Origin of the sequence: Delftia sp. WSY_22, assembly GCF_043104185.1 — a bacterium.
In the GTDB taxonomy this organism is placed as follows: Bacteria; Pseudomonadota; Gammaproteobacteria; order Burkholderiales; family Burkholderiaceae_C; genus Comamonas; species Comamonas tsuruhatensis.
Window position 1 is genome coordinate 463,084 of record NZ_JBICKN010000059.1, and the last position, 19,996, is coordinate 483,079.

Sequence of the window (19,996 nt, forward strand, 5' to 3'; positions counted from 1 at the left end):
CACAGCCGCGCAGCCGCAAGGCGGCGCATCAAGCGGCGAATCAAGCGGCGAACCCAAGGGAGACTTGAAATGACGACAACGGATATCGCATCCGGCCAGGCCGGGGCCCACCCTGCCCAGGCCGACTCTCCGGAGACGGCGCGCGCCTACGCCAAGGTGTTCTGGCGCCTCGTGCCGTTCCTGATGCTGTGCTATGTGATCGCCTACCTGGACCGCGTGAACGTGGGCTTTGCCAAGCTGCAGATGTCCCAGGACCTGGGCTTCAGCGAGACCGTGTTCGGCCTGGGCGCAGGCGTGTTCTTCATCGGCTACTTCCTCTTCGAGGTGCCCAGCAACCTGCTCATGCACCGCCTGGGCGCGCGCGTCTGGATCGCCCGCATCATGATCACGTGGGGCATTCTGTCGGCCATGTTCATGTATGTGGAAACGCCCACGGGCTTCTACATCCTGCGCTTTCTGCTGGGCCTGGCCGAGGCGGGCTTCTACCCCGGCGTGATCCTGTACCTGACCTACTGGTACCCGGCCCACCGGCGCGCCAAGATCGTGGCGCTGTTCATGTCGGCCATCCCCGTGGCCGGCATCTTCGGCAACCCGCTGTCGGGCTGGATCATGCAGGCCTTCCACGGCGACCATGGCCTGCACGGCTGGCAGTGGATGTTCCTGATCGAGGCCATCCCCGCCCTGGTGATCGGCGTGGTGACCATCTTCTATCTGGACAACGGCATCTCCAGCGCCAAGTGGCTGACGGCCTCCGAAAAGCAGCTGCTGGCGCGCGAGATCGAGCTGGACCAGCAGCACTCAGGTGCCCAGAAGCATTCGCTCAAGGCCGTTTTCGCCGACCGCCGCGTCTGGTGGATGTGCCTGATCTACTTCGCCTTCGTCGCCGGCCAGTACGGGCTGACCTTCTGGATGCCCACGCTGATCAAGTCCACGGGCGTCACGGGCGCGCTGAACATCGGCCTGCTCAGTGCCATCCCCTTCCTGTGCGCCATCGTGGTGATGAACCTCATGGGCCACAGCGCCGACAGGCGCCGCGAGCGCCGCTGGCACCTGATCGTGCCCGCGCTGATGGGCGCCGTGGGCTTTGCGATGACGGCCTTCTTTGCCGACAACACCGTTCTTTCCCTGATCTTCCTGTCGCTGGCCGCAGCCGGCGTGCTGACCTGCGCGCCGCTGTTCTGGTCGCTGCCCACGGCCTTCCTGTCGGGTACGGCGGCGGCGGCGGGCATTGCCATCGTCAACTCGGTCGGCAACCTCGCGGGCTTCGCCAGCCCTTACATGATCGGCTACCTCAAGGACCTGACCCAGTCCACGCAGGCCGGCATGTTCGTGCTGGCGGGAGTGCTCGTGGTGGGCGCCATCGCAGTCTGGCTCACCCCCGCAAAGATGGTCAACCGCTGACCGGCCCTTCTTCCCATCCTTCAAGCTCCAAGCCCCAAGACACATGAAAGTACTGATCACCGGCGGCGCCGGATTCCTGGGCCAGCGCCTGGCCCGCAAGCTGCTCGAACAGGGTGCGCTGACGCTGGCCGGCATTCGCTGGCCCATCCACCAGATCGACCTGCTCGACGTGGTGGCCCCCCACGCCATTGACGACACGCGCGTGCGCTCCCTGGTGGGCGACATTGCCGACCCGCAGGTGCTGCGCGGCGCCATAGACCAGGACACAGCCGTGATCTTCCATCTGGCCGCCGTGGTCAGCGGCCAGGCCGAGGCCGACTTCGACCTGGGCATGCGCATCAACCTCGATGCCTCGCGCGCCCTGCTGGAGACTTGCCGCACCGTGGGCCACATGCCGCGCGTGGTCTTCACCAGCTCGGTGGCCGTCTACGGGGGCGACCTGCCCGACACCGTGCTGGACGGCACGGCCCTGAACCCGCAGTCCTCCTACGGCACGCAAAAAGCCATTGCCGAGCTGCTGCTGGCCGACTACACGCGGCGCGGCTTTGTCGACGGCCGCGTGCTGCGCCTGCCCACGATCAGCGTGCGCCCGGGCCGGCCCAATGCGGCCGCCTCGTCGTTTGCCAGCGGCATCATCCGCGAGCCCCTCAACGGCGAGGCGGCCAACTGCCCCGTGGGTGCCACCACGCGCCTGTGGCTGCTGTCGCCACGCCGCGCCGTCGAGGCCCTGGTCGCAGGCTGCGAACTCGATGCCAGCGCCGTCGCCGACCGCCGCCCCATCAACCTGCCTGGCGTGTCCGTCAGCGCAGGCGACATGGTGCGCGCGCTGCGCGAAGTGGCTGGCGACGAAGTGGCCAACCGCGTGAGCTGGCAGCCCGACGACAAGGTCGAGCGCATCGTCGGCAGCTGGCCCGGCCGCTGGGATACCACGCGCGCCGACCGGCTGGGCCTGCGCGGCGACGAGAACTTTGCGGCCATCGTGCGCGCCTACATCGCCGATGACCTGACACCCCGACGCCAGCCATGAACCACACCACCGCCACACCCCGCGCCGTCGGCGTGATCGGCCTGGGCGCCATGGGCGCCGGCATGGCGCAAAGCCTGCGCCGCGCCGGCCACCACGTGCATGTCCACGACATCCGCCCCGAGACCGCAGCCGCCTTCGCCGCCGAAGGTGGCACGGCCTGCGCCACGCTGGCCGACATGGCCGCCGCTTGCCGCATCATCGTCAGCGTGGTCGTCAACGCCCGGCAGACCGAGGCCGTGCTGTTCGGCGAAGGCGGCATCGCCCCCGCGCTGCAGCCCGGCTCCGTTTTCGTCATGTGCTCCACCGTGGACCCCAACTGGTCCGTGGCGCTGGAGGCCAGGCTGCAGGCGCAGGGCGTGCACTACATTGACGCGCCCATCTCCGGCGGCGCGGCCAAGGCCGCGTCGGGCCAGATGACCATGATGACGGCAGGCCGCCCTGAGGCCTATGCCGCCTGCGAAGGCGTGCTCGACGCCATGGCCGCCAAGGTCTACCGCCTGGGCCACAGCGCGGGCGCGGGCAGCAAGGTCAAGATCATCAACCAGCTGCTGGCCGGCGTGCACATTGCCGCAGCGGCCGAGGCCATGGCCCTGGGCCTGCGCGAAGGCGTCGATGCCGCCGCGCTCTACGAGGTCATCACCCACAGCGCCGGCAACAGCTGGATGTTCGAGAACCGCATGGCCCACGTGCTGGCCGGCGACTACACCCCGCTGTCGGCCGTGGACATCTTCGTCAAGGACCTGGGCCTGGTGCTGGACACCGCGCGCCACAGCAAATTCCCGCTGCCCCTGGCCTCCACGGCCCACCAGATGTTCATGCAGGCATCCACCGCCGGCCATGGCCGCGAGGACGACAGCGCCGTCATCAAGATATTCCCGGGCATCACCCTGCCCCAGGCTCCATCGGAATCCCCATGACCCTTCTTCTGGGCTGCATAGCCGACGACTTCACGGGCGCCACCGATCTGGCGAACAACCTGGTGCGCGCAGGCATGCGCGTGGTGCAAAGCATTGGCGTACCCGCCGGCCCGGTGGACGAGGGCGTGGACGCCGTCGTGGTCGCGCTCAAGTCGCGCACCATCGCGCCGGCCGACGCCGTCGCCCAGTCGCTGCAGGCACTGCAGTGGCTGCGAGGCCAGGGCCCCGATGGCCGGGCTCCGCAGATCTACTTCAAATACTGCTCCACCTTCGACAGCACGCCGCAGGGCAATATCGGCCCCGTGGCCGATGCGCTGATGGACGCGCTGGGTTGCGAATTCACCATTGCCACGCCGGCCTTCCCCGACAACCAGCGCACCGTCTTCAAGGGCCACCTGTTCGTGGGCGATGTGCTGCTCAGCGACAGCGGCATGCGCAACCATCCTCTCACGCCCATGACCGATGCCAACCTGGTGCGCGTGCTGCAGGCGCAGACGCGGCGCAAGGTGGGCCTGATCGACCATGTGGCCGTCGCGCAGGGCGAGGCCGCCATCCGCGCGCGCATCGCCGCACTCCAGGCCGAGGGCGTGGGCATGGCCGTGGTCGATGCCGTCTCCAACGACGACCTGCTGCGCCTGGGCCCGGCGCTGGCCGGCATGCCGCTTGTCACGGCCGGCTCGGGCGTGGCCATCGGCCTGCCCGCGAACTTCGGCATACAGCCCTCGGCCCAGGCCGCTGCCCTGCCAACCGCCACCGGCCTGCAGGCGGTCGTCTCGGGCAGTTGCTCGGTGGCCACCAATGCACAGGTGGCGCACTTCATCGCCTCGGGGCGCCCTGCCCTGGCGCTGGAGCCCCTGCGCATCGCCGCCGGCGAGGACGAAGCCGGCAAGGCCCTGGCCTGGGCCCGCCAGCACATCGCCAGCGGCCCGGTGCTGATCTACTCCACGGCCGAATCCGCGGCCGTCAAGGCCGTGCAGGGCCGCCTGGGCGTGGAGCAGGCCGGCGCACTGGTCGAACAGACCATCGCCGCCATCGCCCGGGGGCTGGTCGAGATGGGCGTGCGCCAGCTCGTCGTGGCCGGTGGCGAAACCTCGGGCGCCTGCGTGCAGGCGCTGGGCATCGAGCAAATGCGCATAGGGCCGCAGATCGACCCTGGCGTACCCTGGTGCCATGCCGCCTCGCCCCTGGCGCCGCAGGGGCTGCACCTCACGCTCAAGTCCGGCAACTTCGGCACCACGGACTTCTTCACCAAGGCCTTCGGCGCGTTGCAGCGCGCCTGATGCCACACTCAGCATCCGTTTTCAGGAAAGCCTTCATGCCCCGCTTCGCCGCCAACCTGTCCATGCTCTACAACGACCTGGATTTTCTTGACCGCTTCGAGGCCGCCGCGCGCGACGGCTTCCAGGCTGTCGAATACCTGTTTCCCTACGACTTCGCGCCCGAGCAACTGGCCCGCCGCCTGCAGGACAACGGCCTGCAGCAGGTGCTGTTCAACGCCCCGCCCGGCGACTGGAACGCGGGCGAGCGCGGCCTGGCCTGCATCCCCGGGCGCGAGGCGGAATTCGCCCAGGGCATGGAACGCGCCATTGCCTATGCCCGCGCGCTGGGCTGCCCGCGCATCCACGTCATGGCCGGCCTCAAGCCGGAAGGCGCCAGCGACGATGCCCTGCGCGCCACCTACATCGCCAACGTGCGCCACGCCGCACGGCTGGCCGCGCCCCACGGCATCGCCATCCTGCTGGAGCCCATCAACGGCCGCGACATGCCCGGCTTCTTCCTGAGCCGCCAGGACCAGGCCCATGCGCTGCTGGCCGACATTGCCGAGCCCAATGTCCAGGTCCAGATGGATCTCTACCACTGCCAGATCGTCGAGGGAGACCTCGCCATGAAGATCCGCCAGTACCTGCCCACGGGCCGCGTGGGCCACCTGCAGATCGCAGGCGTGCCCGAACGCCACGAACCCGACGTGGGAGAGGTCAACTACCCCTACCTGTTCCGCCTGCTGGACCAGCTGGGCTACGACGGCTGGATAGGCTGCGAATACCGCCCCGCGCGCGGCGCGGCCGCGCACGCTACCAGCGAGGGGCTGGGGTGGATGAAGGAGTGGCTGTAGCTGTAGCGCCTGCTGCGGCAGCCCGTCATCCGCCAGGCACGGGAGGACGGGGCGGATAGCTGTCCTGCCTATCCGCCGCCTGCGTTCAGGAATACTCCAGATCGCTGTGCTTGCTGGTCACCAGCCGGCCGGCCGACAGCGACATCATCAGCAGCGCAATCGCCTCATGCATGATCAGCGTGTGCGTGTTGCCGGTCTCCACCATCTTGCTGCGCAACGACTCGCGCACCTGGGGGGAGCCGGTCACGTCGATGATGATGTCCACCGCTGCGTCCACCAGTTCCATGAACCGGGTAGTGACCGGCACGCCGCGCGCGCGTGCCAGTGCGATGCCGGGCTGGTTCAAATCCAGGTCGGCCACCCCGAGCAACTGCACGAAGGGCGCGTCCAGCAATTGCTGCAGCAAGGGAGTGCCGGTCTGCCCCGCACCAATGACCACGATCCGGAAGGCTTGCATGGGTTGAATCCTTTTCCATATGGGAAGTACGGCGCCATCATAGAAATGCCTTGCCGGTGCGCGCCGGTCCGGGGCGGGTGGAATGGGTTTGTATGACCCAGGTCAAATCCGGTGGACAGGGGCGTGGTGGCGGGCCAGGTCTCTGCGGTCGAGGTTCGATACCGGCTGCCTGCAGCACGGACCACACCACAGGCTGCTGACGCGGGAGCCTGCATTCGCCCACAAAAAAACCCGCCGGCTTCGTGGCCCGGCGGGTTTTCTCAGGTGAATAACAGCAGACGCTGTTATTGCCTTACAGGAACCTGCTCCGTGTACTCGCGCAGCACGCCGCCGCCTTCGACGGAGCCGCTGACCTGGCCGTCCTTGACGCGCTCCACGCAGGAGCGGCGGTCGCCTTCGTTCTTGAAGACATCGCAGCGGGCCACGGCATTGCGCTGGAAGTTGTCGCCCGACTGGACGCCGCCTCGGCGCGATTGCTCCTGGACGGCGGCGGCCTCGTGCTGGGCAGGGTCGCGGCGGTCATAGCCGCGCTTGGCGGGCCCCTTGTGCTCGGCGTGCTTCTTGTGGTGGTGATGGGGCTTGGCCTTTTCCGCGGCGGGGGGCGGAGGCGGCGTGCCATCAGGCCCGGGGCCGGGCTGGGCGGTGGCCAGGCCGGCCATGCCCAGGACGGCAGCGCCAATACACAGCTGCATGGGACGGATCCATGGATTCTTCATAGCTTCACTCCATTCCTCGTGAAAAAGTCAAGGCCCAAGCATGCGTGTTTTCCAGCTCCCCATTTATCGGTACAGCACGGCTGCGCATGCAGTCCATGGCCTACATGTTGCCGCGCAACGCGCAAGCGGTCGCCGACCTGGGTCAAGCCTGGGTGGCAAACCAGCGCTGAACGCCGTCGGCCATGCGCGCGAAGACGCTGTCCAGCGTGGGAACCTCGGCACCCCACAGGGCGCGCAGCACGTCCGCGTTCTCGAACAGGCCGTGCCAATAGCAGCCGGCGATGCGGCCGTCAGGGCTGTGCCACAGCAGGCCCGGCACAGGCTCGGCCACGGCGCTGCCGGCGGCCACCATGTCGGGGCGCACGCTGGTCTGGCCATGGTGGATTTCATAGACCCGGGCCTGCACGCCGGACAGCGCCGCCAAAGCCCCTGGCAGCGGCGGCAGCTGCACGCTGGCGGGCAGCACAGTCTTGTCGGGCGCGAACAGGGTCGTCAGCGGCAGCAGGCCCAGGCCGGCTGCGTTGCCGTCCACGCCGTGCAGGTCGATCAGCGCCTCGCCCAGCATTTGCAGGCCGCCGCAGATGCCCAGCACCTGCCGGCCTGCCGCCGCATGGGCGGCGACGGCAGCATCCAGGCCCTGGGACCGCATCCAGGCCAGATCGGCAGCCGTGGCCTTGGAGCCCGGCAGGATGATCCAGTCCGCGCCGGCCAGCTGGGCCGGCGTGCGCGCCCAGACCACGCGCAGGCCCGGCACCTGCAGCAGGGGCTGGAATTCGTCGAGGTTGCTGATGCGCGGGTAGGCGACGATGGCGATGGTGGTGTGCACGGCGCGCCCCACGCCTCCTCCAGAGCCACGGTCGTCAAAGACGCCATCCTCCTCCGGCAGGCCATGCTGGAACTGCATGGGGATGGTGGCCACGGTGGGCACGCCGGTGCGCTCCTGCAGCATCTGCGGGGCGGGCGCCAGCAGGCTGGCGTCGCCCCGGAATTTGTTGAGCACGAAGCCGCGGATCAGCGCCTGTTCTTCCGGAGGCAGCAGGGCCCAGGTGCCGTAGAGGTGGGCGAAGGCGCCGCCGCGGTCGATGTCGGATACCAGCAGGCAATGCGCGCCGCAGTGGCGCGCCACGCGCATGTTGACGACGTCGCTGGCATGCAGGTTGATCTCGGCCGGCGAGCCTGCGCCCTCGATGACGACCACGTCGTTGTCGGCACGCAGGCTGTCCAGCGCCTCGGCGATCTGCGGCCACACGCGGGCGCTGCGGCCGCGCCAGGGCAAGGCCGAGAGTTCCTCGCTGACCCGGCCCAGCAGCACGACCTGGCTGCGCATGTCGGCCTCGGGCTTGAGCAGCAGCGGGTTCATGCGCACATCGGGCGCGCAGCCTGCGGCCAGGGCCTGCAGGTACTGTGCCGTGCCGATCTCGCCCCAGGCACCGCCCGGCGCGCAGACCACGCGCGCGTTGTTGCTCATGTTCTGCGCCTTGAAGGGCGCCACCTTGTAGCCCTGGGCGCGGTACCAGGCGCACAGCGCGGTGGCCACCCAGCTCTTGCCGGCACCGCTGCTGGTGCCCAGCACCATCACGCACAGCGCGGGGCGCTGGCCGGGCTCGGGCAAGGGCAGGTTCACGGCGGCGGGTTCACTCGATTGCATGGTGTTTCTCCATTGGCTGCCAGGCAGCCAGCAAGGCGTTCTGGGATGCAGGCGCCAGCACGCCCATGCGCACGCAGCCGGGCAAGCCGAAGCTGTCGCAGTCGCGCAGCTTGATGCCCTGCGCGCGCAGTTGGGCCAGACGCGTCTGCATGGCGTCGCCCTGCCGTGCCTGCGGCCAGCGCGCCACAAAGTAATTGGCCTGCGAGCCGGGCAGCACCTGCCAGCCCAGGCGCTGCACCAGATCGATCTGTTGCGCCTTCCAATCGCGCAGCCGTTGCAGGCTTTGCGCCAGCCATTGCCGGGTGGCCGGAGCGGTCCAGGCCGTGAGCATGGCCTCGCCATGGGCGCCCACGGGCCAGGAGGGTGACAGGGCACGCAAGGCATCGATCTCGTCGTGCGGCACGGCTTCGGGCGCAATGGCGTAGGCCGCGCGCACGCCGGTCATGCCAAGGGCCTTGTTGGGAGTCCACATCTGCCAGGCATCGCGCACCGGGAAGGGCACGGCGGGTTCCATGCCCGGCTCCATTCTGAGGGGCGCATAGGCGCAGTCGATCACGCGCCAGGTGCCGGGCGGTGCGGGCTCGCTCCACAGGGGCCAGACATCTTCGGGCTGGCCCAGCGGGCTCGATGGCGCGCAGGCCCAGTGCAGGCCGGGGCCGGCCTCGGTGATACCGTCGCGCACGGCCTGGCGCAGGCGCCAGACCTGGGCCGCGTGGGCGTAGTCGCCGTAATGGTGTGCCGGCAGGCTGGCGACGGCCGCGCCCTCGCGCGCTGCATGCATGGTGATGCGGTGGATGAAGTCGCTGGCACTGGCCGCGATGACGATGCGCTCGGCCTGCACGCCATGAAGGTCCGCCAGCCGTGCGCGCAACGCAGTGTAATGCGGGTCAGGGTACTGGGCCGCGTGGGCCTGGGACAGCGCATCCAGCGCCTGCGGGCAAGGTCCGCAGGCATTGCGGTTGGTGGAGAAATCGTGCGCGGGCACGCCCAGCGCATCCGTGCCCCCGTGGGTGACTGGGATCGGTTTCATGGTGTCTTTCCTGCCATCGCCCATGCAATGACCAGGGCGGCGGCCAGCCCTGCAGCCACCAGCATGGCGACCACGCGGCCCGCATGCGCCACGGCCTGCTGCAGCTCGGCCGCCTGCGGCACGCGGCCTGCGGGGTTGAGCACGTAGACGCCGGGCTTGCCCAGGCGCACACCCAGCAGCCTTGCCATGGCGCCCATGGGCCAGCCGCCGTTGGGCGACGGGGTGATGCGCGCGTCCTGGCGCAGCGCACCCCAGCCCGGACGTCGGCCAGCGGCCAGGCCGGACAAGGCCAGCAGCAAGGCGGTCAGGCGCGCCGGTATCCAGTTGAGCAGGTCATCCGCACGCGCCGTCCATTTGCCGGCCCATTGCCAGTGGCGCCGGTCATCGCCCTGCCCGCGCCAGCCCGGGTAGCCCCACATGGCATCGGCCGTGTTGGCAAAGCGGTAGAGGGCCGCGCCCGGTAGGCCGGCCACGGCAAACCAGAACAGCGGCGCCAGCACGGAGTCGCTGAGGTTCTCGGCCAGGGTTTCGATGGCGCTTTCGCGCACCTGGCCTGCGTCGAGCTGCGCCGTGTCCCGGCTGACCAGCCAGGTCAGGCGCTCGCGGCCTGCAGGCAGGGATTGCTGCAGTGCGGCTTCCACGGCCAGCACCTCGTCGCGCAGCATGCGCCAGGACAGCAAGGGCTTGAGCAGCACCCCCAGCACCAGCGCCCCCAGCCACCAGGGCATGGGCGGCAGCAGCCACTGGATGAACGCGTAGATGGCGAAGAACAGCAGCGCCAGCAGGCACCAGGCGACTGCGCCCAGCGCAAAGCGTGGCCAGTCGCGCACATGTTCTTCGCGTGGGGCAATTCTTCGCCCAACCGCAGCCAGCAGCCGGCCCATGGCGACCACGGGGTGCATCCACACGGGCGGCTCGCCCCAGAGCCGGTCGATCAGCAGGGCCACGGGCACGGCCAGCGCGGCGGCCAGGGCGTGGCGGGCCCAGGGGTCGGGCACAGGCTGCGACAGCGCCTGCCAGCTCCACCACAGCGGACTGAACGCGGCGCCCGACAGTTGCCAGAAATGGCTGTCGTTCATGCCTGCGGCGGCGCCCCGGCGGCGCGCTGGCCCCACAGGTCGTCGTAGAGCATGTCCTGCAGCGGCGCACGGCTGGCCCATTTCTGCTGCTGTAGCATGGGCTCTGCGTAATAGGCGGACACGGGGCCCAGGCACAGCACGGCCAGCGGCCGGCTGCCCACGGGCATTTGCAGCAGCGCGGCCAGCACCTCGGGATCGAACAGCGAGACCCAGCCCAGCCCCAGCCCCTCGGCGCGCGCGGCCAGCCACATGTTCTGGATGGCACAGGCGGCCGAGGCCACATCCATCTCGGGCAGGGTGCGGCGGCCGAAGACATGGGCCTCGCGCCCTGGCGGCATGGCCACGACCAGCACCTCGGCCGCATCCAGCACGCCCTGGACCTTGAGCTGCATGAAGTCTTCCTCGCGCTCGCCCAGGGCACGCGCGGTCTGCAGGCGTTCCTGCTCAATCACGGCATGGATCTCCTGGCGCAATTGCGCATCGCGCACGCGGATGAAGCGCCAGGGCTGCATGAAGCCGACGCTGGGCGCATGGTGGGCGGCGCGCAGCAGGCGCAGCAGCACCTCGGGCGCGACTTCGCCGCCGCAGAAGTGGCGCATGTCGCGCCGCTCATGGATGGCTCGGTAGACGGCTGCCCGCTCGGCCTCGGCAAAGGGTTGGGCGGGAATGGTCTCTGGCGCCCGGGATTGCGTTTCGCTGCTCATGCCGCCATTGTCCGCCGCAGGCCGGGCCTGCGGGCGGCATCAGTCCTCAATACCACGCTGGGCGGGAATGCCGGCCTGGAAGGCGTGCTTGACCAGTTCCATGCGCGTGACGGTATCGGCCACGGCAATGATTTCCTCGGGGCAGCGGCGGCCCGTGAGCATGACGTGCACATGGCGCGGGCGGTCGGCCAGGGCCTGCAGCACAGGCTCCAGCGGCAGCCAGCCATAGATCAGCGGATAGGTGATTTCGTCGAGCACGACCAGGAAGTGATCACCCGAGAGGATGGCGGTGCGCGCACGCTCCCAGCCCTCGCGCGCGATCTGGGCCGACCGCTCATGGTCCTGGCTCTTCCAGCTGAAGCCGTCGCCCAGTCCCTCGATGGGCATGCCCAGCTGCTCGAACATGCGGTGCTCGCCAAAGCGCGCGGTGGGCACCTTCATGAACTGGAAGATCTTGACGGACTTGCCCCGGCCATGCGCGCGCAGGGCCAGGCCGAAGGCCGCCGTGCTCTTGCCCTTGCCGTCGCCGGTGTTCACCAGCACCAGGCCACGGCGTTCGCCTTCGGGCTTTTCATAGGGCTTTTCCGTCGGGGCCTGTTCGATCTGCATGGGTCTGTCATCCTCAAAAGTTGCACGCGCTGCGGCGGGCATGCGCCGCAGCGGAGCGCCACTTTAACCGAGGCGCACGCCCAGCCGGCGCTGCAGGGCACGCACGGCGCTGTCCACCGTGGTGAGCACGGGCAGGCCCGTGGCGGCCTCGCAGGCGGCGCGGGCACGCGCCATGCTGAACTGGGCCAGTGCAATGCGCGTGCAGCCACGCGCAGCCAGGGCCTTGGCCTGCTCGACCACCAGGCGGTCATGCGTGGCGGTGTCGCCGCGGTTGAGCGCGTCCATGGCGCCATCGGCCAGGGCAGGCACCAATTCGATGCTGGCCGGGAACTCCGGCGGCATGGACTGCAGCGTGGGCGCGAAGCTGGAGATCAAACCCAAGGCCCCCTGCTGGCCCTGCACGGCCTGCACCGCCTCTTCGATCATGGCCTCGTTGGGCTTGAGCACGGGCAGCGGCGCATGGCGCGCGGCCACGGCCTCGATGCAAGGGCCAAAGGCCGAGCAGGTGAACAAGATCCCCTGCGCGCCCGTGTCCACGGCGTACTGCGCCAGGCGCTGGAAGCGCTCGTGCATGGCGGCGTCCAGCCCGCGCCCGTTGCGCGCCAGGTCGGCCGAGAGGCTGTCGTCCAGCAGGTTCATGCGTACCGCCTCGGGCCAGTCGCGCGCAAAGGCTTCGTTGATGGGAGCGACGGAATGGCTGAGGGCGTGGATGAGGGCGATGCGGGTCATGGATTGGGGGAATCTGAAAAGGAAAGGAAAGGAATTATTGGGGCGCCAGCCGGGTGAACTGGGAGCGCGGCAGCAGGCGCTTGAAATCGGCATCGAAGCTGACCACATGCTCGCCCTGGTGGATGGCGGCAGCGGCCAGCCAAGCGTCCGGTACGTCATTGGCGGAAAGCGCCTTGTCGGCGCACAGTTGCCTTAACGCCGGCCATTCGGCACCCAGCACGGCCTGCTCGACGCCGGGCGATGCCAGCAATGCGTCAACGAAGCGCAAAGCCTCGACCATGGGAGTCGGGTTGACGAAGATCTTCGGATGCGTGACCAGGCGCAGAAAGTTCGCCACCACCATGGGCTGCAATTTCAGCAGCACGCCCTAGCTGGCATCGGCCATGGCCTGCTCCAGCCAGTCGCGGGCCACCGAATGATGGGGGTGGTCGCTGCGCGATGCCGCAACCAGCAGGTTGACATCGGGCGTCATGGTTGATCCTGCTGACCGGCGGCATCCAGCAGCGCGCGGTTGCTCAGTGCGTCCAGCCCCGGTGCCAGTCCGCCCTTGCCGTGGTAGACGGGAAGGCGCACGCGCCGGGCAGGCGCCTGGGCCTTGCGCAAGCGCAATTGCAGGCCCTCCTCGATCAGGCGCGTCAGGCTGGTGTGCTGCTGTGCCGCATAGGTCTTTGCTTCGGTCAGCAATGCATCGTTGAGGTCAAGCGTGGTCTTCATGACGGCCCCCAGAGCAGGAATTTCGTACAGATTTCTCGCACAGATCCTTTGCAAAGATTTTTCGTACAGATTTCTGTATGTTAGAAAAATTCCGCTGGCAGGACAACCAGGCCGGCCTGCGCCCTTCAGATGCCCTTGGACGAGGGATGAGCGAAGGATGGGCGAAGGCATCATGCCCCTCACCACGCGGTCCACGATGGCCTTGGCCTCGTCCCCGATACGCCTTCAGCGATTCAGGTGTTCCCTGCAGCCTTTCGCGCCGATGACGATGCCGGTCAGAGATTCTTCGGCGTGTGTCATGGGCTCTGCACCCAGAGTGCCAATCTGCAGGATGACGTTGCGCCGCATTCCAGAGCCGGTATTCATGCCTCCGCCATGAAGCACCTTCGGGTGGATCGCCACGATCTGGCCTGGGTCACACTGCACGGTGACGATGTCGGCCGGATCGGGAGCGGGCCAGTTGCCACTCACCTTCTGCTGCTGCGCCTCCTGGTCGGAGATGCGATGAGTGCCCGCATCGAAGCAGGTGGCACCGCTCTCCACCGACATGCCATCCAAGCAGATCATCAGACGGATAAAGCTGGAATCCCTGGTGCAGAAATACCCATTGGGGTAATCGCGGTGCCAGGAGATTGACCGTCCGAATCCGGGATTTTTGATGGTCACGTTCATGAAATGGACCACCGCCTCGTCCACGCCAAGAAGCGTCGTTGCCGCCGAGACAAGCGCGGCATCGTGAAGTGTCTCTGCGAAGACTTCATCAAAGCGGGCGGGATCTCCAACAATGAAGATCGAGTTTCCGGTAAGGGCACCATCCAAGCCGGCGCGCTTGCTGGCCGACAGATCTTTCTCATACACCAACAGCTCGTCCAGCGCCGGATCCAGTGTCCTGGCCTGCGCATGGCGCTGGATGGCTTCAACAGATGCCACCAAGCTGTCGAGAAGGCCCTTCTCCATGGGTCTTGGCCAGATGACAAATCCCTGCTGTTCAAACATCCCCAGTGCATCGGCAAGCATCGAAAAATTCCTCCACCCTCTTTTTCTGTGAAGCGCCATTTCACCCTGTTGGGGAAGAAAAAGAGATGTATCGCAGTCTGAAAATCAGCATGCCAAGGCCGAAGCCGCCATTTGCGCCACAGCCATCGCAGCGCCAGGATCGTCACCGTCTTCCATGCTCCAGACGGCAGACAGTCCCGACCAGGCCAGCACCCATTGCAACAGGCGCCTGTGCTCTATGCCCGAGACTTCGGCAATGGTGGCCATGCGGCGCGCAAAGCGCCCCGGCGCCAGTGCGCTGGCGGGGTCGGGATTGCTCAGGATGTTGGCGTAGTCGAAGCCGCGCTCGCCGTGCAGGCCCTTGGGGTCGATGGCCAACCAGCCCAGAGGGCCGAAGTCCAGCACATTGCCGTGGTGAAGGTCGCCATGCAGCACGGCCACGTCGCGCGGTGCGGCCAGCAGCTCGCGTGCCGTGGTGGCGCACAGGCCGAGCAGGCTGGCGGTTCCATGGCCTTGTGCAAGCAATGCATGGAACCACTGCGTCAGAGGCACCAGGGGTGGCAACGCCTTGGCGCGCGGCAGGTGCAGGCGCTTGGCAGCGGTGCACAGGATGCGCGTGGCCTCCTCATCGCGCGCGCCACGGGCCATCTCCACCAGCGATTCGGGTCCTGTGGCGCGCAGCATCAGCAGGGCCGGCCCTTCCTGGGCCAGCACAGGTGCAGCGCCGTCGCCATTCCACCAGGCCATCAAGCGAGCGCCGGCCATCTCTTCGGGCTCCAGCGCAATCTTGAGCATGGCGGGCGTGCCGCCCTGGCGCACGGGCAGCAGCACGCCGCGCGGCGTGGACAGGGGCTGGCCATCGATGGTCAGAGCCCAGCGACTCAGATACGGCGCATGGAGAGACATTTTTTCCGACAGGCAATCAGGGAGCTGCGGCTTGCCCCCGCAGCCGTGGCAGGGCCAGCCACTGCCCGTCGATGGCGCGGATGCGCAGCCGGTGCTCGAACACGGCCTCCAGCGCCGCATGCGTGGCCGCGTCGGCGCAGGCCCCCTGGTGCACCACTTGCCCCTTGTCGAGAATGACCAGGTCCTGGGCCTGCAAGGCCATCGATATCTCATGCAGCACGCTGACCACGGTGCAGCCCTGGGCGACCAGGGCCTGCACGCATTCCAGCCAGTCGGCCTGGTGCGGCGGGTCGAGGTTGGCCAGGGGTTCGTCCATCAGCAGCACACGGGCCTGCACGGCCAGGGCGCGCGCCAGCAGCACGCGCTGGCGCTCCCCGCCCGAGAGACTGCCCACGCTGCGCATGCGCCAGTCCCAGCCCTGGGTCTGGCGCAGCGCCTGCTCCACGGCGGCATGGTCTGCCTGGCTGGGCGCCGCCAGCCAGCCCTGGTGCGGCAGGCGGCCCAGCATGACCACGTCCTGGACCCGCATGTCGCCGGCCACGGGCTGGTTTTGGCCCAGCCAGGCGAGCGAGCAGGCCCGTTCGCGCGCACTCCATTGCCGCAGCGGGCGGCCCAGGAGCTCCACCTCGCCTTGCACGCCAGCGCCGGATTCCATGCCTGCCAGGGCGCGCAGCAGCGTGGATTTGCCTGCGCCATTGGGGCCGACGATGGCGGTCCAGCGGCCGGCGGGCAGGGCCAGGCTCAGGCCGCCCAGGACCTGTCGATCGCCCAGGCGAACCTTCAGGGCGCGCGCTTGCAGGGCGGGGGCCAGTGCCGTCATGCGCCCTCCCCGCAACGCAGGGCGTGGCGGCGGTGCATGAGCCACAGCAGGTAGCTGCCGCCCAGCAAGGCCGTGAGCGCGCCCACGGGCAGCTCCTGGGGGGCGATGAGCCAGCGCGCCAGCAGGTCGGCGGCCAGCAGCAGCACGGCGCCCATGCCCGCGCTGAGCACCAGCAGCCAGCGGTGCATGGACCGCACCATGGAGCGCACCAGATGCGGCGCGGCCAGGCCGACGAAGGCGATGAGCCCGGTCTGCGCCACGGCCGTGCCCGTGGCCAGCGCCAGCAGCAAGATAAGCACCATGCGCAGCGGCGCCAGCGGCAGGCCCAGGCTGTGGGCCGTGGCCTCGCCCAGGGACAGGCCGTCGAGCACGCGGCCCAGGCACCAGGCGCCCAGGGCGGTGGCCAGCAGCACGGCCAGCATCAGCGCGCAGGCGCCCCAGCCGATGAAGGAGGTGCTGCCCAGCATGAAGGCCTGCATGGCCTGCATGATGTCCGGGTTCATCAGCAGCACCAGGGACGCGGCTGCGCCCAGCACCACCCCCACCACCACCCCGGCCAGCAGCAGGCGCATGGTGTTGTGCACGCCCTGGGCCAGCACCAGGGTCAGCAGCACGGCCAGGGCCGCGCCCGCAAAGGCCGCACCCGTGACACCCAGGCGTGCCAGGCCCGCCAGTGCGAAGGGCGAGGCGCCCAGCGCCGCCATGCTCAGCGCCACGCCAAGCGAGGCGCCGGAGGCACTGCCCAGCAGATAGGGATCGGCCAGCGGATTGCGGAACACGCCCTGGGCAATGGCCCCGGCCAGCCCCAGCAGGCCGCCGGCCAGCCAGGCGCCCGCCGTGCGCGGCAGCCGGATCTCGGTGACGATCTGCCAGGACAGCGGATCGCTGCGCGCCGCCCACACGCTTTCCCAGCCCGTGCTGCCCACGCCCGCGCCCAGCAGCATGAGCAGGGCACTCACGGCCAGCAGGGCCAGTGCCATCCACGGCGCAGCCAGGCCGCTGTGGTGCCTGCGGGCCTGCCTCACCGTGCGGCCCCGTTCAGGCAGCGCGCCATCAGCGCGGCGCCCTCGGCCATGCGTGGTCCGGCGCGCACCAGCACGTCCAGCTCGGCCGGTTCAAAGCGGCAGACGCGCCCGGCCTGCATGGCGCGCATGCGGCCCCAGCCCGGATAGGGCTCGCCCGAAGTACCCAGGCTGCGGTCGCCGCCCAGGATGAAGTCCGGGTCGGCGCGCACCACGAATTCAGGGTTGATGCGCGGGAACGGCCCCAGCTGCGCGCGCACGATGTTGCGCATGCCCAGGCGCGCCAGGGTCTCGCCGATGAACGAGGACTCGCCTGCGGCAAAGGGGCCGCGGTTGACCTCGAAGTACACGGTCTGCCCGCGCAGCGCGGGGGCCATGCTGCGCTCCACCTCCTGCATGCGCGCCTCGATGGCGGCCCAGACCCGGTCGGCTCCCTGCGCGGGCGGCGGGTCCAGCAACTGGCCCACGGTGCGCAGCACGGCCTGCGCATCGGCATGGGTGCGCGGCTCCAGCGCCACGACCTTGAGGCCCAAGGCCTGCAGCCGCGCCACCGAGCGCGAGGCCATGGACACCAGAACCAGATCGGGCTTGAGCGCGACGATGGCCTCGATGTTGGGATCGATTCCGCCGCCCACCACAGGCAGGGTCTTCACATGGGCCGGCCAGTTCGAATAGCGGTCCACGCCGACCAGACGCTGGCAGCCGCCCAGTTCGCACACGGTCTCGGTCAGCGAGGGCAGCAGGCTGACGATGCGCTGCGGCGGCTGTGGCAGCTCCACCGGAACGCCCCGCCCGTCCGTGACCCGGATGGCAGCCTGCGCCGCAGACAGCGCCAGTGCCAACGCCAGGCCCCACAGGGCGGGACGCCATGGCCTCACGGCTGCGGGCCCTTGAGCGCCAGCGGCAGGCCGGCGCACATCAGCGTGACGGTTTCGCAGCTTTGCGCCGCACGCTGGTTGAGCACACCCAGCGCATCGACGAAGGCACGCACCTGCGATCCCAGCGGAATCACGCCCAGGCCGATCTCGTTGCCGACCAGGATCACCGGGCCGGGCGCAGCTTGCAAGGCGGCCAGAAAGGCCGTGCATTGGCCCTCCCATCCACGCGCCAGTTCCTCGGAAGGCTGGGCCGGCATCATCCAGTTGGTCAGCCACAGCGTCAGGCAGTCCACCACCAGCAGGCGCTGCGGCGTGCTGTGCCGCGCAAGCATGGCGGCCAGGTCCAGCGGCTCCTCAAGCGTGGCCATGCCGGGCACGCGCTCGGCGCGGTCGCGCCGGTGGCGGGCGATGCGCTCGCGCATTTCGTCGTCCCAGGGCTGGCCGGTGGCGATCAGCGCGGCCTCGCGGTCCGGTGCGCCATCGAGCCAGGCGCGCGCCAGCAATTCGGCGCGGCGCGACTTGCCGCTTTTTTGGCCGCCCACAATGAGCTGGCTGCGGGGAAGCGAAACGGTGGAGATGGGCTCGGTCATCACGCGGTCCCCGGGGGAATGTCGGCGCCCAGCAGCGCGGCCACGGCACGCGGCTGCGAGGCAAACCAGGCATGGAAATAGCTGGCATGCACGCTGCCGTGGCGGTACAGCGCCTCGCCCCGGTCGGGATGGGCGTCCTGTCCCGGACGGCTGCTGCGCCCGGCCTCGGTCATGGAAGTCTCCAGCCGGCTGTAGTGAAAGGTGTGGCCGCGCAGCAGGCCCCAGGGCGTGGGCAGCTGCAGCATGCCCAGTCCCGCCAGGCGCGGCTGCATGCAGGCATGGCCAGGCAACAGGCCCCAGAGGTCCGTGCTCCGGCCCGCAGTGTCGGTCAGTCGCTCGCACAGCGCCAGCATACCGCCGCACTCGGCCCAGACCGGGCGGCCGGCAGCCACATGGCCGGCGATGTCGCCGCGCAGCGCGGCATTGGCAGCCAGAGCATCCAGGTGCAGCTCGGGATAGCCCCCGGGCAGCCACAGCGCATCGCAATCCGGCAGGCGCTCGCCGGCCAGCGGCGAGAAAAACGCCAGCCGCGCGCCCATGGCACGCAGGCAGTCGAGGTTGGCCGCATAGATGAAGCTGAAGGCCGCGTCGCGCGCCACGGCCACGGTGCGGCCCGCCAGCCAGGGCTGCACCTGCTCGGTGCGTTCGGCAGGCAGCTCAAAATCCACGGACCAGTCCTGCCAGCTGGCGCCCTGCCCCGGCCCGGCCTGCCAGGGCAACTGGCCCAGCGGCGTGGCCTGCAGCGCGTCGGCGGCCACGTCCAGGCGCACCAGCGCATCGTCCAGTTCATGTGCGGCGACCAGGCCCAGGTGTCTTTCGGGCAGCAGCGAGGCGGCGCCTTTGCCCTGCACGCGCGCCAGCGCGCCCAGCCACAGCGAGGGATCGCGCAGGCCGGCACGCAGCAGATCGGCATGGTGGGCGCTGCCCACGCGGTTGGCCAGCAGGCCGGCCCAGCGCAGGCCCGGCCGATAGTGCTGCAGGCCATGGGCCAGCGCGCCAAAGGTGCCGGCCATGCCCGAGGCGTCGATGACGGCCAGTACCGGCAGGCCCAGCCGCTCGGCCACATCGGCCGCGCAGGGCGTGCCGTCGAACAGCCCCATGACGCCTTCCACCAGGATGAGATCGGCCTCGCAGGCGGCTGCGTGCAGGCGTGCAAGCATGTCGGACTCGCCCGTCATCCACAGGTCTACGCTGTGCACGGGCGCGCCGCTGGCCAGTTCATGCCAGTGCGGATCCAGGAAGTCGGGGCCGCACTTGAACACGCGCACGCGCCGGCCCTGGCGCGCATGCAGCCGCGCCAGCGCAGCCGTCAGCGTGGTCTTGCCCTGGCCCGAAGCCGTGGAAGTGATCAGCAGCGCCGGGCAGCGTGCCCCGCCCTGGCCAAGGTCAATGTTCATGTGTTCGCTCCGCGCGGCGCATTGTAGTGCGCGCCCGCACCGCGGCCGCAACCAATGCTTACGCAATACATCCCGCCGAAGCAGACGAGTCCTACAGATGGCGCTACGATTTTGTGAGACAGTCTGGCGCTCGCTCTCCAATACCCGAGCAAGGCGCTGACGTCAAGCCGTGTACGCCTGCCTGTTACCAGGTTTCCTCGGATACTTCCACGGAATGTGCTCACTTCGTTCGCACGTCCTACA

General features: G+C 69.1%; 22 protein-coding genes. 5 read left to right on the plus strand and 17 right to left on the minus strand.

The window, feature by feature from the left end; genetic code table 11:
• Positions 1-69: 69 nt before the first annotated feature.
• Genes ACF8NF_RS27840 through otnI form a run of 5 tightly spaced genes read left to right on the plus strand, consistent with a single transcriptional unit; the run spans position 70 to position 5,458 of the window.
• On the plus strand, positions 70-1,401 hold the full coding sequence (locus tag ACF8NF_RS27840; protein WP_272206313.1) for an MFS transporter: 1,332 nt from the start codon (positions 70-72) through the stop codon (positions 1,399-1,401).
• Positions 1,402-1,444: 43 nt separating this feature from the next.
• Positions 1,445-2,428: a D-erythronate dehydrogenase gene (gene denD / locus ACF8NF_RS27845; protein ID WP_392451664.1), complete on the plus strand. Its 984-nt coding sequence runs from the start codon at positions 1,445-1,447 to the stop codon at positions 2,426-2,428.
• Positions 2,425-3,345: an L-threonate dehydrogenase gene (ltnD, locus tag ACF8NF_RS27850; RefSeq protein WP_279492845.1), complete on the plus strand. Its 921-nt coding sequence runs from the start codon at positions 2,425-2,427 to the stop codon at positions 3,343-3,345. The genes denD and ltnD overlap by 4 nt, the downstream gene beginning before the upstream one ends.
• Complete coding sequence (gene otnK / locus ACF8NF_RS27855) at positions 3,342-4,625, plus strand: 3-oxo-tetronate kinase (RefSeq protein ID WP_392451665.1); 1,284 nt, start codon at positions 3,342-3,344, stop codon at positions 4,623-4,625. Before ltnD ends, otnK begins: the two co-directional genes overlap by 4 nt.
• 35 nt (positions 4,626-4,660) lie before the next feature.
• Positions 4,661-5,458: a 2-oxo-tetronate isomerase gene (gene otnI, locus ACF8NF_RS27860; RefSeq protein ID WP_212646016.1), complete on the plus strand. Its 798-nt coding sequence runs from the start codon at positions 4,661-4,663 to the stop codon at positions 5,456-5,458.
• Positions 5,459-5,543: 85 nt separating this feature from the next.
• Here the strand turns inward: otnI and ACF8NF_RS27865 are convergent, their stop codons facing one another.
• The 17 genes from ACF8NF_RS27865 to ACF8NF_RS27945 form a co-directional block, all read right to left on the minus strand.
• Entirely contained in the window at positions 5,544-5,915 is a 372-nt protein-coding gene (locus ACF8NF_RS27865; RefSeq protein ID WP_046988816.1) for an oxidoreductase, read from the minus strand.
• A 284-nt stretch (positions 5,916-6,199) separates the two neighbouring features.
• Entirely contained in the window at positions 6,200-6,631 is a 432-nt protein-coding gene (locus ACF8NF_RS27870) for a hypothetical protein (RefSeq protein ID WP_392451666.1), read from the minus strand.
• 142 nt (positions 6,632-6,773) lie between these two features.
• A complete protein-coding gene (locus tag ACF8NF_RS27875; RefSeq protein WP_209802228.1) occupies positions 6,774-8,279 on the minus strand; it encodes a cobyric acid synthase in 1,506 nt (501 codons plus the stop codon).
• Complete coding sequence (locus ACF8NF_RS27880; protein ID WP_392451667.1) at positions 8,266-9,309, minus strand: aminotransferase class I/II-fold pyridoxal phosphate-dependent enzyme; 1,044 nt, start codon at positions 9,307-9,309, stop codon at positions 8,266-8,268. The genes ACF8NF_RS27875 and ACF8NF_RS27880 overlap by 14 nt, the downstream gene beginning before the upstream one ends.
• Positions 9,306-10,388 (minus strand): adenosylcobinamide-phosphate synthase CbiB, encoded by a 1,083-nt coding sequence (gene cbiB, locus ACF8NF_RS27885; RefSeq protein ID WP_392451668.1) that lies wholly within the window; start codon positions 10,386-10,388, stop codon positions 9,306-9,308. Before cbiB ends, ACF8NF_RS27880 begins: the two co-directional genes overlap by 4 nt.
• On the minus strand, positions 10,385-11,092 hold the full coding sequence (gene bluB, locus ACF8NF_RS27890; protein ID WP_392451669.1) for a 5,6-dimethylbenzimidazole synthase: 708 nt from the start codon (positions 11,090-11,092) through the stop codon (positions 10,385-10,387). Before bluB ends, cbiB begins: the two co-directional genes overlap by 4 nt.
• Positions 11,093-11,131: 39 nt before the next feature.
• Positions 11,132-11,701, minus strand: coding sequence for a cob(I)yrinic acid a,c-diamide adenosyltransferase (gene cobO / locus ACF8NF_RS27895; protein WP_013803210.1), 570 nt, complete (start codon positions 11,699-11,701; stop codon positions 11,132-11,134).
• 63 nt (positions 11,702-11,764) lie between these two features.
• Complete coding sequence (locus ACF8NF_RS27900; protein ID WP_392451670.1) at positions 11,765-12,430, minus strand: aspartate/glutamate racemase family protein; 666 nt, start codon at positions 12,428-12,430, stop codon at positions 11,765-11,767.
• 34 nt (positions 12,431-12,464) lie between these two features.
• Positions 12,465-12,794 carry a PIN domain-containing protein gene (locus tag ACF8NF_RS27905; RefSeq protein ID WP_392451671.1) on the minus strand — a complete coding sequence of 110 codons (330 nt, stop codon included), beginning with the start codon at positions 12,792-12,794 and terminating at the stop codon, positions 12,465-12,467.
• Positions 12,795-12,898: 104 nt separating this feature from the next.
• Positions 12,899-13,144: a DUF6364 family protein gene (locus ACF8NF_RS27910; protein WP_016453068.1), complete on the minus strand. Its 246-nt coding sequence runs from the start codon at positions 13,142-13,144 to the stop codon at positions 12,899-12,901.
• 225 nt (positions 13,145-13,369) lie between these two features.
• Positions 13,370-14,161, minus strand: a complete 792-nt coding sequence (locus ACF8NF_RS27915) for a phytanoyl-CoA dioxygenase family protein (RefSeq protein ID WP_279492851.1) — start codon at positions 14,159-14,161, stop codon at positions 13,370-13,372.
• An 84-nt stretch (positions 14,162-14,245) separates the two neighbouring features.
• Complete coding sequence (locus ACF8NF_RS27920) at positions 14,246-15,046, minus strand: aminoglycoside phosphotransferase family protein (RefSeq protein ID WP_392451672.1); 801 nt, start codon at positions 15,044-15,046, stop codon at positions 14,246-14,248.
• A 16-nt stretch (positions 15,047-15,062) separates the two neighbouring features.
• On the minus strand, positions 15,063-15,866 hold the full coding sequence (locus tag ACF8NF_RS27925) for an ABC transporter ATP-binding protein (RefSeq protein WP_047217634.1): 804 nt from the start codon (positions 15,864-15,866) through the stop codon (positions 15,063-15,065).
• Complete coding sequence (locus ACF8NF_RS27930) at positions 15,863-16,846, minus strand: iron ABC transporter permease (protein WP_343740038.1); 984 nt, start codon at positions 16,844-16,846, stop codon at positions 15,863-15,865. Before ACF8NF_RS27930 ends, ACF8NF_RS27925 begins: the two co-directional genes overlap by 4 nt.
• A gap of 41 nt (positions 16,847-16,887) precedes the next feature.
• The gene (locus ACF8NF_RS27935) at positions 16,888-17,766 is read right to left on the minus strand and encodes an ABC transporter substrate-binding protein (RefSeq protein ID WP_392451673.1); all 879 of its coding nucleotides are present in this window, start codon (positions 17,764-17,766) and stop codon (positions 16,888-16,890) included.
• Positions 17,763-18,356 (minus strand): bifunctional adenosylcobinamide kinase/adenosylcobinamide-phosphate guanylyltransferase, encoded by a 594-nt coding sequence (locus tag ACF8NF_RS27940; protein ID WP_212646024.1) that lies wholly within the window; start codon positions 18,354-18,356, stop codon positions 17,763-17,765. The genes ACF8NF_RS27935 and ACF8NF_RS27940 overlap by 4 nt, the downstream gene beginning before the upstream one ends.
• Positions 18,356-19,753, minus strand: coding sequence for a cobyrinate a,c-diamide synthase (locus ACF8NF_RS27945; RefSeq protein WP_047327128.1), 1,398 nt, complete (start codon positions 19,751-19,753; stop codon positions 18,356-18,358). The genes ACF8NF_RS27940 and ACF8NF_RS27945 overlap by 1 nt, the downstream gene beginning before the upstream one ends.
• Between the last annotated feature and the right edge of the window lie 243 nt (positions 19,754-19,996).

Coding starts and splice junctions, on each gene's coding strand:
- ACF8NF_RS27840 (WP_272206313.1), top strand. CDS start 70: ATGACGACAACGGATATCGCATCCGGCCAGGCCGGGGCCCACCCTGCC.
- denD (WP_392451664.1), top strand. CDS start 1,445: ATGAAAGTACTGATCACCGGCGGCGCCGGATTCCTGGGCCAGCGCCTG.
- ltnD (WP_279492845.1), top strand. CDS start 2,425: ATGAACCACACCACCGCCACACCCCGCGCCGTCGGCGTGATCGGCCTG.
- otnK (WP_392451665.1), top strand. CDS start 3,342: ATGACCCTTCTTCTGGGCTGCATAGCCGACGACTTCACGGGCGCCACC.
- otnI (WP_212646016.1), top strand. CDS start 4,661: ATGCCCCGCTTCGCCGCCAACCTGTCCATGCTCTACAACGACCTGGAT.
- ACF8NF_RS27865 (WP_046988816.1), bottom strand. CDS start 5,915: ATGCAAGCCTTCCGGATCGTGGTCATTGGTGCGGGGCAGACCGGCACT.
- ACF8NF_RS27870 (WP_392451666.1), bottom strand. CDS start 6,631: ATGAAGAATCCATGGATCCGTCCCATGCAGCTGTGTATTGGCGCTGCC.
- ACF8NF_RS27875 (WP_209802228.1), bottom strand. CDS start 8,279: ATGCAATCGAGTGAACCCGCCGCCGTGAACCTGCCCTTGCCCGAGCCC.
- ACF8NF_RS27880 (WP_392451667.1), bottom strand. CDS start 9,309: ATGAAACCGATCCCAGTCACCCACGGGGGCACGGATGCGCTGGGCGTG.
- cbiB (WP_392451668.1), bottom strand. CDS start 10,388: ATGAACGACAGCCATTTCTGGCAACTGTCGGGCGCCGCGTTCAGTCCG.
- bluB (WP_392451669.1), bottom strand. CDS start 11,092: ATGAGCAGCGAAACGCAATCCCGGGCGCCAGAGACCATTCCCGCCCAA.
- cobO (WP_013803210.1), bottom strand. CDS start 11,701: ATGCAGATCGAACAGGCCCCGACGGAAAAGCCCTATGAAAAGCCCGAA.
- ACF8NF_RS27900 (WP_392451670.1), bottom strand. CDS start 12,430: ATGACCCGCATCGCCCTCATCCACGCCCTCAGCCATTCCGTCGCTCCC.
- ACF8NF_RS27910 (WP_016453068.1), bottom strand. CDS start 13,144: ATGAAGACCACGCTTGACCTCAACGATGCATTGCTGACCGAAGCAAAG.
- ACF8NF_RS27915 (WP_279492851.1), bottom strand. CDS start 14,161: ATGCTTGCCGATGCACTGGGGATGTTTGAACAGCAGGGATTTGTCATC.
- ACF8NF_RS27920 (WP_392451672.1), bottom strand. CDS start 15,046: ATGTCTCTCCATGCGCCGTATCTGAGTCGCTGGGCTCTGACCATCGAT.
- ACF8NF_RS27925 (WP_047217634.1), bottom strand. CDS start 15,866: ATGACGGCACTGGCCCCCGCCCTGCAAGCGCGCGCCCTGAAGGTTCGC.
- ACF8NF_RS27930 (WP_343740038.1), bottom strand. CDS start 16,846: ATGGCACTGGCCCTGCTGGCCGTGAGTGCCCTGCTCATGCTGCTGGGC.
- ACF8NF_RS27940 (WP_212646024.1), bottom strand. CDS start 18,356: ATGACCGAGCCCATCTCCACCGTTTCGCTTCCCCGCAGCCAGCTCATT.
- ACF8NF_RS27945 (WP_047327128.1), bottom strand. CDS start 19,753: ATGAACATTGACCTTGGCCAGGGCGGGGCACGCTGCCCGGCGCTGCTG.